The organism is Klebsiella sp. GFKo11 (assembly GCF_056490265.1).
Map to the genome: position 1 here is coordinate 4,925,698 of NZ_CM151369.1, position 11,964 is coordinate 4,937,661.

Annotated in this window: 12 protein-coding genes; 7 read left to right on the forward strand and 5 right to left on the reverse strand. The window is 51.4% G+C overall.

What is annotated here, in order from left to right:
- Window positions 1–2: 2 nt before the first annotated feature.
- Together tgt and queA are read right to left on the reverse strand one after the other, a co-directional pair.
- Window positions 3–1,130 carry a tRNA guanosine(34) transglycosylase Tgt gene (gene tgt / locus AC07P6_RS23760; RefSeq protein WP_110273785.1) on the reverse strand — a complete coding sequence of 376 codons (1,128 nt, stop codon included), beginning with the start codon at window positions 1,128–1,130 and terminating at the stop codon, window positions 3–5.
- 53 nt (window positions 1,131–1,183) lie between these two features.
- Entirely contained in the window at window positions 1,184–2,254 is a 1,071-nt protein-coding gene (gene queA, locus AC07P6_RS23765) for a tRNA preQ1(34) S-adenosylmethionine ribosyltransferase-isomerase QueA (protein WP_304256546.1), read from the reverse strand.
- Window positions 2,255–2,345: 91 nt separating this feature from the next.
- On the opposite strand from queA, the gene acpH reads away from it, so the two are divergent.
- The 7 genes from acpH to fba all read left to right on the forward strand — a co-directional run bounded on the left by acpH (window position 2,346) and on the right by fba (window position 8,208).
- Complete coding sequence (acpH, locus tag AC07P6_RS23770; RefSeq protein WP_304256545.1) at window positions 2,346–2,927, forward strand: ACP phosphodiesterase; 582 nt, start codon at window positions 2,346–2,348, stop codon at window positions 2,925–2,927.
- A gap of 170 nt (window positions 2,928–3,097) precedes the next feature.
- Window positions 3,098–3,700, forward strand: coding sequence for a peroxiredoxin (locus tag AC07P6_RS23775; RefSeq protein ID WP_004099418.1), 603 nt, complete (start codon window positions 3,098–3,100; stop codon window positions 3,698–3,700).
- A gap of 440 nt (window positions 3,701–4,140) precedes the next feature.
- A complete protein-coding gene (locus AC07P6_RS23780) occupies window positions 4,141–4,584 on the forward strand; it encodes a PTS sugar transporter subunit IIA (RefSeq protein WP_182240652.1) in 444 nt (147 codons plus the stop codon).
- Window positions 4,585–4,589: 5 nt separating this feature from the next.
- On the forward strand, window positions 4,590–4,877 hold the full coding sequence (locus AC07P6_RS23785; RefSeq protein WP_110273789.1) for a PTS sugar transporter subunit IIB: 288 nt from the start codon (window positions 4,590–4,592) through the stop codon (window positions 4,875–4,877).
- A gap of 20 nt (window positions 4,878–4,897) precedes the next feature.
- The gene (locus tag AC07P6_RS23790; protein ID WP_139541289.1) at window positions 4,898–6,289 is read left to right on the forward strand and encodes a PTS ascorbate transporter subunit IIC; all 1,392 of its coding nucleotides are present in this window, start codon (window positions 4,898–4,900) and stop codon (window positions 6,287–6,289) included.
- 66 nt (window positions 6,290–6,355) lie between these two features.
- Window positions 6,356–7,318, forward strand: coding sequence for a carbohydrate kinase family protein (locus AC07P6_RS23795; protein ID WP_478314854.1), 963 nt, complete (start codon window positions 6,356–6,358; stop codon window positions 7,316–7,318).
- A 29-nt stretch (window positions 7,319–7,347) separates the two neighbouring features.
- On the forward strand, window positions 7,348–8,208 hold the full coding sequence (fba, locus tag AC07P6_RS23800; RefSeq protein ID WP_142512209.1) for a class II fructose-1,6-bisphosphate aldolase: 861 nt from the start codon (window positions 7,348–7,350) through the stop codon (window positions 8,206–8,208).
- A gap of 79 nt (window positions 8,209–8,287) precedes the next feature.
- Here fba and AC07P6_RS23805 read toward each other — a convergent pair whose 3' ends face one another.
- The 3 genes from AC07P6_RS23805 to AC07P6_RS23815 form a co-directional block, all read right to left on the reverse strand.
- Complete coding sequence (locus AC07P6_RS23805) at window positions 8,288–10,156, reverse strand: amidohydrolase (protein ID WP_478314855.1); 1,869 nt, start codon at window positions 10,154–10,156, stop codon at window positions 8,288–8,290.
- A gap of 24 nt (window positions 10,157–10,180) precedes the next feature.
- On the reverse strand, window positions 10,181–10,726 hold the full coding sequence (locus AC07P6_RS23810) for an antibiotic biosynthesis monooxygenase (protein ID WP_182236687.1): 546 nt from the start codon (window positions 10,724–10,726) through the stop codon (window positions 10,181–10,183).
- 185 nt (window positions 10,727–10,911) lie between these two features.
- Window positions 10,912–11,553, reverse strand: a complete 642-nt coding sequence (locus AC07P6_RS23815; protein ID WP_112214107.1) for a hydrolase — start codon at window positions 11,551–11,553, stop codon at window positions 10,912–10,914.
- Between the last annotated feature and the right edge of the window lie 411 nt (window positions 11,554–11,964).

The following is an 11,964-nucleotide window of genomic DNA, read 5'->3' on the forward strand; positions in this document are numbered from 1 at the left end:
AATTAGTCAACGTTCAAAGGTGGAACGGTTCGACCTTGACGTTGGTAAAAATCGGTCACGAAGCTCTCTAATTTACCCTCTTCGATAGCCTTGCGTAAACCAGCCATTAAGCGCTGATAATAACGCAGGTTATGAATGGTATTGAGGCGCGCACCCAATATTTCGTTGCAACGGTCGAGATGATGCAAGTAAGCGCGTGAATAATTGCGACAAGTGTAGCAATCACACTCCGCATCCAGCGTCGCAGTATCGCTCTTGTGCTTCGCGTTGCGGATTTTCACCACGCCATCGGTAACGAACAGGTGGCCGTTGCGCGCGTTGCGCGTCGGCATGACGCAGTCGAACATGTCGATCCCGCGGCGCACCCCTTCAACCAGATCTTCCGGCTTACCGACGCCCATCAGATATCGCGGCTTATCGGCCGGGATCTGCGGGCAGACGTGCTCCAGAATACGGTGCATATCTTCCTTCGGCTCGCCAACAGCCAAACCGCCGACAGCGTAGCCATCAAAGCCAATATCTACCAGACCTTTAACAGAGATATCACGTAAATCTTCGTAAACGCTTCCCTGAATGATGCCAAATAGCGCGTTTTTGTTACCCAGACCGTCGAAACGGTCGCGGCTGCGCTTCGCCCAGCGCAGAGACATTTCCATCGAGCGCTTAGCGTAATCCCAGTCCGCCGGATAAGGCGTACATTCGTCGAAGATCATCACAATGTCAGAACCGAGATCGTATTGAATCTCCATCGATTTTTCTGGATCGAGGAAAATGGGATCGCCGTTGATCGGGTTGCGGAAGTGCACGCCCTGCTCGGTGATCTTACGAATATCGCCCAGGCTGAATACCTGGAAACCGCCGGAATCGGTGAGAATCGGCCCTTTCCACTGCATGAAGTCGTGCAGGTCGCCGTGCAGCTTCATAATCTCCTGGCCTGGGCGCAGCCACAGGTGGAAGGTATTGCCGAGGATGATTTGCGCGCCGGTCGCTTCAACTTCCTCCGGCGTCATCCCTTTTACGGTGCCGTAAGTGCCAACGGGCATAAATGCTGGCGTTTCAACAACGCCGCGCTCAAACACAAGACGGCCGCGGCGAGCGCGACCATCGGTGGTATCTAACTCAAATTTCATTATTACTCCTGCGTCAGAAAAACAGTCTGACGTTAAACACTCGTGTCGCGGACTTATTCCCCAACACGCTCAAAAATAGCCTGCGGATTGTACGTGATAAACATCGCGTCCCCGTAGCTAAAAAAGCGATAATTTTGTTCTACCGCCGCCTTATAGGCGTTCATGGTGTGCTGATAACCAGCAAAGGCAGAAACCAGCATAATCAGTGTCGATTCAGGCAGATGGAAGTTGGTCACTAACGCATCTATCACTTTGTACTGATAACCAGGATAGATAAAAATCTGCGTATCGTCGAAGAAAGGCTCAATCAGGTCGTTTTTTGCCGCCTGGGCCGCGCTTTCCAGCGAACGAACCGACGTCGTTCCAACGGCAATCACCCGGTTGCCGCGCGCTTTTGCCGCTAGCACCGCGTCGACCACATCCTGCGGTACTTCCGCATATTCGGAATGCATAATGTGGTCTTCGATTGAATCTACGCGCACTGGCTGGAACGTCCCGGCTCCCACGTGTAGCGTAACGAACGCCGTTTCAATACCTTTTTCGCGCAGTGCCGCCAGCAGTGGATCGTCAAAGTGCAGACCCGCGGTCGGCGCAGCAACGGCGCCAGGCTTAGTGCTATAGACCGTTTGATACAGCTCACGGTCTGCCTCTTCATCCGGGCGGTCAATATACGGCGGCAGCGGCATATGGCCGATGGCGTTGAGAATATCCAGCACCGGGCGCGCGTCATTGAATTCAACTTCGAACAGCGCGCCGTGACGCGCCAGCATGGTGGCGTTAATGCTTTCATCATCACCGAGCAGCAGCTCGGCACCGGGTTTCGGCGCTTTAGATGCGCGAATATGTGCCAGAATACGTTTATCATCAAGCATACGCTCGACCAGTACTTCAATCTTGCCGCCGCTGGCTTTACGGCCAAACAGACGGGCCGGGATCACGCGGGTATTGTTAAAGACCAGCAGATCTCCAGGGTTGAGCTTATCGAGTAAATCGGTGAAAGTACCGTGCGTCAGCGCGCCCGTCGGCCCGTCTAATGACAGCAAGCGGCAGCTACTGCGCTCAGGCATGGGATAGTGGGCAATCAGGGATTCGGGTAATTCAAAGGAAAAATCGGCAACGCGCATGACGGTAACTCAGACTTAATAAAGAGGCGGGTAGTCTAGTGCCGGGGCGTTCTCCCTGCAACCGTTACCACCTCAGGACAAAGATTAAACGATGAATTTTCTTGCACACCTGCACTTAGCCCATCTCGCCGACAGTTCGCTACCCGGCAACCTGCTTGCCGACTTTGTTCGCGGCAATCCGCAACAGGATTACCCCGCCGATATCGTTGACGGCATTTTTATGCATCGGCGTATCGATGTGATGACCGACAACCTGGCAGAAGTGAAAGAAGCCCGCGAGTGGTTCCGCCCGCAGACCCGCCGCGTCGCGCCGATTACTCTCGACGTAATGTGGGATCACTTCCTGTCGCACCACTGGGAACGCATTTCTCCTGAGATGCCGCTGACCGAGTTCGTTCGCTATGCGCATACTCAGGTAGCGCAGATCCTGCCCGATTCCCCACCGCGCTTTGTTAATCTCAACGAGTATCTCTGGTCGGAGCGCTGGCTTGAGCGCTATAAGGATATGGATTTTATCCAGAACGTACTCAACGGTATGGCCAGCCGTCGCCCGCGTCTTGATGCTCTGCGCGACTCCTGGCAAGATCTTGATACGCATTATGATCAGCTTGAGCAGCAGTTCTGGCGCTTCTATCCGCAGATGATGGCCCAGGCAAAAAAACGCGAGCTATAAATGATTGCGCTTTTTCTGGAAAAGACTATTCTGAAAAGCGCTTTTAAATAACGATTGATAGACAAAACCTATCTCATCGATTGTCAGCTTACCATTGAGTTCATTCGCCCCTCTCCCTATACTTGCCCGCGTTGCGTTCCAATTAACCTTAGTATTAACAGGAGAATCATATGGTTCTGGTTACTCGTCAGGCTCCGGATTTTACCGCGGCAGCAGTATTAGGTAACGGCGAAATCGTTGAGAAATTCAATTTCAAACAGCACACCAGCGGTAAAGCTACCGTCCTGTTCTTCTGGCCGATGGACTTCACCTTCGTTTGCCCGTCTGAACTGATCGCTTTTGATAAGCGTTATGAAGAATTCCAGAAACGCGGCGTAGAAGTGGTTGGCGTTTCTTTCGACTCCGAGTTCGTGCACAACGCATGGCGTAACACCCCGGTAGACCAGGGTGGTATCGGTCCGGTTAAATACGCGATGGTTGCTGACATCAAACGCGAAATCCAGAAAGCGTACGGTATCGAGCATCCGGACGAAGGCGTTGCCCTGCGCGGCTCTTTCCTGATTGACGCTAACGGCGTTGTTCGCCACCAGGTGGTTAACGACCTGCCGCTGGGCCGTAACATCGACGAAATGCTGCGCATGGTTGACGCGCTGCAGTTCCACGAAGAGCACGGCGAAGTTTGCCCGGCACAGTGGGAAAAAGGAAAAGAAGGTATGGCCGCTTCTCCGGAAGGCGTTGCTAAATACCTGACCGAGAACGTTTCCAGCCTGTAATCGGCAGACGTTTCAGAAAAAGGCTCGCAGATGCGGGCCTTTTTTGTGCCCCGATTTCGCCTTTTCAACTCATCGCAATACAAACATTGATATCGCAAATGATTAAAATCGTCCCTCTGCACGTTTTTTGATACTCCGTTCAAACTTTGTAAAAAAAACACCCCTATATTTGTGATAAACACCTCACTTCTTCATTTAAAATTCAGATGTTCGACCAATCATTCGTCCTGTCTTTTTCTTCCGCACAAAGAGAATAATTGTAACTAACTGATATTAAACAAAATAATAAATCTATTTTTTACATAAAAAATAATTCAAACATTACTCCAGTGTGATCAACTTCAATATTTAAAAATCCATATGTGATCTGAACCATCATTTTTGTTGATATATTTGTCCATGATCTAGTTCAGGAATATGAACGCATTAAGGATCGGATGATGGAAATTATTTTTGACCCTACATTGATTGCGCTTAAGCAGAATATTTCAACCGCCGAGCAGGCTATCGAATTCGCTGGATCGCTGCTTGTCCGGAAAAATATTTGTCGGGTGGAATATATCGGCGAAATGCTCGAAGTCTATCGCGATTTTGGTCCAGCCATTGTTATCGACTACGGCCTGGCGATGCCGCATGCACGACCAGAAAAAGGCGCATTACGAACAGGGTTTTCATTAGTTACCACCCAACAACCAATCGCCTTTGGTCATGAGGAGTTTGATCCGGTTAACGTCATCATCGCCATCGCTGGGGCGGATGCCGATAGTCATATAAAAATGATCCAACTTATAGCCTCACTGATTGAGTCAGATATTGTCAGTTTTCTCCAACAGGAGAATGACATCAATTCAGTATTACATTTCATCCAAAAGCAAATGGAGTAGTCATTATGTTAGTTATCAGAACAGTTTGTGGTAACGGTATTGGCAGTTCATTAATGGCTGCTAATAATGTCAAAAAAATATGTGATGAATTAGGTATCAAAGCTGACGTCGCCTCCGTTGACTTTGCCAATGCCGTAGGTGAAAAAGCCGATCTTTATGTCACGATAAAAGAACTGGCAAACCAATTTCCTGCGCACTGTAACGTTGCCATTATTCGCAGCTATGTGCATAAAGCGAAAATCGCTGAAGATATTACTGAAGCACTCACCAAAGTTGCTGCGACTCACTCTTAATCATTATTGAGGGAACGATCATGCAGGCTATTCTTAGTTTCTTATCGGAAATATTTAGTCAACCCGCATTTCTGATGGGGATTATCGCATTTGTCGGTTTAGTGGCGCTGCGATCCCCCGGAAATAAATTACTCACCGGTACCTTGAAGCCTATTTTAGGCTATTTGATGTTAAGCGCGGGTGCAGGGGTTATCGTTGCCAACCTGAACCCGCTTGGCGGCATTATCGAAGCCGGTTTTAATATTCGCGGCGTTATCCCTAACAACGAGGCCATTGTTTCCGTCGCGCAGAAAGTGCTGGGTGTGGAAACCATGAGTATTTTGCTGCTCGGGTTTATTTTCAACCTGGTGATTGCCCGTTTCACCAAGTACAAATATATCTTTCTGACCGGCCACCACTCTTTCTTCCTGGCCTGTCTGTTCTCGGCGGTGCTACAGGCGGCAGAATTCCGCGGCTGGATGCTGGTTCTGATCGGGGGATTCCTGCTGGGCTCATGGTCAGCCATTTCTCCAGCCATTGGTCAACGCTATACCAAGCAGGTCACCGAAGACGGCGGCATTGCGATGGGGCACTTCGGTTCACTCGGCTATTACATCTCAGCCTGGATTGCGACCAAAACCGGCAACCCGGCCAATTCTTTCGCCGATACCGAAATATCAGAGAAATGGGGCTTTCTGCGCGATACTACGGTCACCACAGGCATCGTGATGTTCATCATCTACTTTGTGTGTAGCGCCGTCGCAGGCACAGAATACCTGCGTACAATAACGGATCAGAACATGCTGATCTTCTCCATCCTGACCGGTCTGCAATTTGCCGTCGGCGTCGCCATCGTCTACAACGGCGTGCGGCTGATCCTCGGCGATCTGGTCCCGGCCTTCCAGGGGATCAGTCAGAAGCTGATACCGAACTCTATCCCGGCCGTTGATTGCGCGGTGTTCTTCACCTTTAGTCCAACCGCCGTGGTCGTGGGCTTCATCAGCTCGTTCATTGGCGGTCTGGTCGGTATGCTGTTCCTGGGCGCATTTGGTATGGCGCTGATTATTCCTGGCATGGTACCGCACTTCTTCTGCGGCGGGACTTCCGGTGTCTTTGCCGACAAACTTGGCGGCAAGCGCGGCTGCGTGATTGCCTCGTTCATCGGCGGAATATTCCTCGCTTTCCTCCCGGCAATGCTACTCCCGGCGCTGGGCAACCTGGGCTTTGAAAACAGCACATTTGCCGACTTCGATTTCGCCGTTTGGGGCATCATCATCGGGAATGCTTTCACCCAGTTTGGTCAGATAACTATCTATCTGATTTGCCTGGCGCTTATTGTTGCGCTGCTGGTGCCATTCTGCTTCCGTTCAGTTCGTGTAGTCGGTGACACGCTCAGCTATGAGGAGCTCACTGCGGATAAGAAAAATGAATAAGTGGTTTCATTTTTCCCTGCGGGAAGGGATTTCTTCCCGCAGCTGACAAAATAATCAGGAGTTGTTATGGCTATCTTGTCCATTGGATTTTCATGTTTTGATCAGTTCTTTTTTCTTAACGAGTGGCCGCAGGAGAATACCAAAAATTTCTGCCATGACTTTATCGAGAGCGGTGGCGGCCCGGCTGCAAATGCGGCGTGGCTGCTGGGACTATGGGGTGAAGATGTTTATTACATCGGTCATTTGAATAAAGATCTTTACGGTCAGCGCATTATCGATGAGTTTGCCGAAGCGGGCGTCGATACCAGCCATGTGGTCTTCTCCGATGAAATGATCACCCCGCTGGCATCAGTACTGGTCAATCGCTTGACGGGCTCGCGGACGATTATTACCCGTAAAATGCAGACGCCACCTTCGCTGACTTATGACCAGAAGCTCAAGCTCGATGATTTGGCTGAACGGCTTATTGCATCAGAAGAACCGGTAACGCTATTAGTTGATGGTCATGAAGCAGAAATTAGCGAGTATTTAATCAAAAAACTGCCCGCGGCCAAAGTGGTTATGGACGGTGGTTCATTACGCGCCAGCAATATTAAATTAGCGGCCTGGACCGATTATTTTGTCGTCAGTGAGCACTTTGCCCGAGACTATATGGGATATCGCGCCCTCAGCACCGAGGCTGAAATTAAAACAGCGCTTATCGAGTTAAATAAAATTTGCCGTGGCGAAGCATTTATTACCCTCGGAGAAAAAGGCTGTGCGTTCTTAAAGAACGGGATGCTGCAAATTGTCCCCACCTGGCTGTGTAATGCCGTGGATACCACTGGCGCAGGAGATGTATTTCACGGTGCATTTACCTACGGCGTCCATTATTCGTGGCATATCGATAATATTATTTTATTTGCCAGTCTGACTGCGGCTATCTCTATTGAGAAGAAAGGTGTACGTGAATCCATGCCGGATCTTGCGGTAGTTCATAACTCGTTAAATAGTTACGAAAGAAACTTAAAGCAATATTTTGGCGAATAATTGCTGTTAATTAAACTTCAGAGGTGATTATGTTAGTTTCGATGAAGGACATGCTTCAGCATGCCCTACGGGACGGTTATGCCGTAGGGCAATTCAATATCAATAATCTGGAATGGGTCGGTGCTGTATTAAGCACCGGACAACAGCTACGCTCTCCCGTTATTTTGGGCGTTTCCGGCGGTACGGTTAAACATATGCTGGGATTAAAATGTATCCATGACATCGTGGTTAACGCGATGGATTATTTACATATTGATACTCCGGTAGCGCTGCACCTGGATCATGGGACCACTCGGGAAGCCTGCGAGGCGGCTATCGAAGCAGGATTCAGCTCCATTATGTTTGATGGTTCGCACCTGCCGTTTAACGAAAACCTGGCTATCACTCGCCACCTGGTCGAACTGGCGCACAGTAAAGGCGTTTCAGTTGAGGCAGAGTTGGGGACCATCGCCGGCAGCGAAGACGGGATCGTCAATTCCGAAGTAATATATGCTGACCCGCAGGAGTGCTATACCCTGGTCAAAGAGACCCAGGTTGATTGCCTGGCAGCGGCGCTGGGGTCAACCCACGGGCTGTACAAAGGCAAAGCCAAACTGGGGTTTACGGAGATGAAGGCCATTTCCGAGCTGGTGAATGTTCCGCTGGTTCTGCACGGAGGTACGGGTATTGCCGATGAAGACATGCGTAAGGCAATCGCCTGCGGTACGGCCAAGATTAACGTCAATACCGAAAATATGTACGCCTGGTGTCAGGAAGTAAAAGCAATTTTTGCCGCCGATACCGGCCACGATGTCAACGACCCGCGCAAAGTGATCAATCAGGGGCTAAAACCGGTACGAGAAATGATTGCACGCCGTATCGAGCTTTTTGGCTCGCAAAACCGCTATTAGAAAATTTTGGCTTTATAGACTGACGTCATCCCAGGGAGAAACCCGCCGCCGGACAACACCGGGGCGGGTTAATCGTGAACTAAAATGCAAAGCAAGAGCAGCCCAGCACGCCCCAGAATGCCTGCTCATCAGCAACCGGAATAGACGATTTGCGCGCAATATCATGCTGATGCCCATGTACTCCACAGCTGCCGCAGCACTGGTGCATCTGGACTATCGCGCCAATTTTCGACGCCGTCGGCGGCGCTGAACGGTAATGTCCCGGCACCTTCACTACCGGCGACCACTCAGGCAGCACGGGGATTGACGGTGGAGCCAGCGGCGAGAAGTGCCCGGCGGCGTAAACGACTTTGCCGTCAACGACCGTCAGGACCGACTCAATTCCCTTAATTTCCTCTTCCGCGACGCTGAAGTAGTCTTTGGACAGCACCACCAGGTCGGCAAGCTGATCTGACTCGATACGCCCTTTCTTACCCTGTTCGCTGGAGAACCACGCGCTTCCCGCGGTCCATAACTCCAGCGCTACATCGCGCGACAAGCGGTTGCCTTCGTCATACATCGCCATCCCGCCAACCGTCCGCCCGGAAACCAGCCAGTACAGCGCGGTCCACGGGTTGTAGCTCGCCACGCGGGTGGCATCTGTGCCCAATCCTACCGGCACGTCCAGCTCAAGCATCTTCGCTACCGGCGGGGTATGTTTGACCGCATCTTTGCCGTAGCGGTCGACAAAATATTCGCCCTGGAAAGCCATCCGGTGCTGCACCGCAATACCGCCACCCAGCGCTTTCACGCGTTCGATATTGCGCTCGGTAATGGTTTCCGCGTGATCAAAGAACCAGTGCAGGCCGTTGAACGGAATATCGCGGTTGACCTTCTCGAAGACGTCGAGCATCCGGCTGATAGACTCATCATAGGTCGCGTGCAGGCGGAACGGCCAGCGGTGTTCGACAAGATGGCGCACCACCCTTTCCAGCTCGTCTTCCATCCCTTGCGGCAGATCCGGTCGCGGCTGGAGGAAGTCTTCAAAATCCGCCGCCGAGAAGACCAGCATCTCCCCGGCACCGTTAGCACGGTAAAAATCAGTCCCCTGCCCCGGCTTGAGCATGTCGGTCCAGCGCTCAAAGTCTTCCAGCTCCTGCTTTGGTCGCTGGGTAAACAGGTTATAGGCGATACGCACGGTCATCTGCTCTTTGGCGTGTAACTGCTCAATAATTTCATAATCTTCCGGGTAGTTCTGAAAACCGCCTCCGGCGTCGATAGCGCTGGTCAGCCCCAGGCGATTCAGTTCACGCATAAACTGACGCGTTGAGTTGATCTGCAGCTCCAGCGGCAGCTTCGGCCCTTTCGCCAGCGTCGAATAGAGGATCATCGCATTGGGTTTGGCGATCAGCATCCCGGTCGGGTTACCCTTAGCGTCGCGAACGATCTCGCCGCCAGCAGGATCCGGGGTCTCTTTGGTATAGCCCACCGCCTTTAATGCTGCGCGATTAAGCAGCGCGCGATCGTAGAGATGCAGAACGAATACCGGGGTATCCGGCGCGGCGTCGTTCAGCTCTTCGAGGGTTGGCATCCGCCGTTCGGCAAACTGGAATTCGCTCCAGCCACCCACCACCCGCACCCACTGCGGCGACGGCGTACGGTCGGCCTGATCTTTAAGCATCCGCAGCGCGTCCGCCAGCGAAGGCACGCCCTCCCAGCGCAGTTCAAGATTGTAGTTCAGACCGCCGCGGATCAGGTGCAGGTGGGAGTCGTTCAGGCCGGGGATCACCGTATGGCCTTTGAGATCGATAATTTGCGTTCCTTCCGCGGCAAAGCTCATGATCCGATCGTGGCTACCGGCGGCGAGAATTTTACCGTTGACGATCGCCACCGCATCGGCAAGCGGGTTTTGGCGATCGAGAGTATGAACCCGACCGTGGGTCAGGATCAGTGTGGCAGTTTGCGACATAACGCTCTCCTTGAGGAGGCTGACTCAGTTTTTCTTTAACCAGCCAGCAAACAGACGGGTCACGATGGGCATCCAGAACCAGACCACCAGCGCGACCACACAGGCATCATTGATCAAATGCAGTAACAGACTTCCCTTCAGCGAGGGCAATAGCATTCCGGTTACCGTGGGCACCAGATTGGTACTGGGGAAAATCACCAGCAGGGTGATTAAAAATTGCTTCCAGCGCAGCGGCTGGCGGACGTTGGCAGTCGGTGGCGTAAACCAAAAGGCCGGTTCGGTGCGAACTTCGGTCCGGTCGCCTTCGCTCAGCAGTGGTGCGATTTCCGCCACCAGCTCGCGACGCGTTTCTGACTGCGTCCAGGCGTAAAGATGCTCAATGGTGTCAAAGCGAATGATAACGCTCCATAAATTCTGCCCGGCGGCCGGGCGAATCACGTTGGCGCCAAGATGTCCGGGAAACTCCGCCGCAATCGGCATAATTTTACCCAGCCACTCTTCATAACGTTGGCCATGTTCGGGGTCGAGTACATGACTGATAACCAAGGTCACCGATTTCTGCTGCGCCATTAAGAGTTCCTTGCTTCAGGGTAATGACGGGATTTACCCCGCCATCAGCCATAAATGACAATACACAAAATCATTCATGCTGCATCGAGGCGGCAAGGTTGTACGTCCCCGGGAGCTGACATAAGTCAGTGACCGGGGCGGGCAAACGAAGCCAACAAAGAGGCAGCTTGAAGGATGAAGTGTATTTAAGCTTGACGCTCCGGCGCGCCATGCACCATGGTATACGCGTAATCCACGCCCATTCCGTAAGCGCCGCTGTGCTCACGCACCAGGTCCATCACTGCGTCATAGGTCTCTTTGCGTGACCAGTCGCGCTGATACTCAAGCAGCACCTGCTGCCAGGTCACCGGCACCGCACCGGCCTGAACCATACGATCAATTGAGCGTTCGTGGGCATCAACCGAGGTGCCGCCGGACGTATCGGTCACCACATAAACTTCATATCCTTCATCCAGCGCCATCAGCGCCGGGAAGGTCAGGCACACTTCGGTCCACAAAGCGGAGATAATCAATTTTTTACGCCCGGTCGCTTTTACCGCCGCCACAAAAGCCGCATCTTCCCAGGAGTTCATCGACGTGCGTTCAATGGGTTTCACATCAGGATGTACCGCCAGCAGTTCTGGCCAGATATAGCCGCTGAAGCTTTTAGTTTCTACTGAAGTATAAATCACCGGAACATTAAAAATTTTCCCAGCTTTGGCTAGAGCCACCGTATTATTTTTCAGCGTCTGGCGATCAATATTAGCCACGCCAAAAGACATTTGCGGCTGGTGGTCAATAAAAATGAGGGCAGAGTTAGAGGGATCGATCAGTTCACGAATAGACATAACATATCCTGTTAATCAATGAGTTAAAAAGATACTACCGTAGCCGTTGTGCTGTCTGGATCCTGACTGATAAAGCATGGTGAGTATAGTCAGTAATTTCTAACGAGTTATTAAAGTTTTTTTTCTAATTTATTTCTGAAGAAAAAGTTATGGCTATTAAATTATCCATCACAATATTAATGAATTTATGTTTATACCCGTCATACTTCAAGCTGCTTATGTGTTGGCTGCGCTCGCTCACCCCGGTCACATAGTCATCTATGCTCCCGGGGACTCACTCCCTTGCCGCCTTTAAGCAACTCGAATTATTTTGGGTATATCAAAATTTTACGCTTAACTGTTCTAAATTATTCACTGGAATTGAATATCAGCCTTCGGTAAAACGTAGAGACTATTTTTTGTTGGAATTTG

Excerpts from the sequence above, each read along its gene's own strand:
- AC07P6_RS23775 (WP_004099418.1), top strand. The coding sequence starts at position 3,098 with ATGGTTCTGGTTACTCGTCAGGCTCCGGATTTTACCGCGGCAGCAGTA.
- AC07P6_RS23805 (WP_478314855.1), bottom strand. The coding sequence starts at position 10,156 with ATGTCGCAAACTGCCACACTGATCCTGACCCACGGTCGGGTTCATACT.
- queA (WP_304256546.1), bottom strand. The coding sequence starts at position 2,254 with ATGCGCGTTGCCGATTTTTCCTTTGAATTACCCGAATCCCTGATTGCC.
- AC07P6_RS23795 (WP_478314854.1), top strand. The coding sequence starts at position 6,356 with ATGGCTATCTTGTCCATTGGATTTTCATGTTTTGATCAGTTCTTTTTT.
- AC07P6_RS23785 (WP_110273789.1), top strand. The coding sequence starts at position 4,590 with ATGTTAGTTATCAGAACAGTTTGTGGTAACGGTATTGGCAGTTCATTA.
- AC07P6_RS23780 (WP_182240652.1), top strand. The coding sequence starts at position 4,141 with ATGGAAATTATTTTTGACCCTACATTGATTGCGCTTAAGCAGAATATT.
- acpH (WP_304256545.1), top strand. The coding sequence starts at position 2,346 with ATGAATTTTCTTGCACACCTGCACTTAGCCCATCTCGCCGACAGTTCG.
- AC07P6_RS23810 (WP_182236687.1), bottom strand. The coding sequence starts at position 10,726 with ATGGCGCAGCAGAAATCGGTGACCTTGGTTATCAGTCATGTACTCGAC.
- AC07P6_RS23790 (WP_139541289.1), top strand. The coding sequence starts at position 4,898 with ATGCAGGCTATTCTTAGTTTCTTATCGGAAATATTTAGTCAACCCGCA.
- tgt (WP_110273785.1), bottom strand. The coding sequence starts at position 1,130 with ATGAAATTTGAGTTAGATACCACCGATGGTCGCGCTCGCCGCGGCCGT.
- AC07P6_RS23815 (WP_112214107.1), bottom strand. The coding sequence starts at position 11,553 with ATGTCTATTCGTGAACTGATCGATCCCTCTAACTCTGCCCTCATTTTT.
- fba (WP_142512209.1), top strand. The coding sequence starts at position 7,348 with ATGTTAGTTTCGATGAAGGACATGCTTCAGCATGCCCTACGGGACGGT.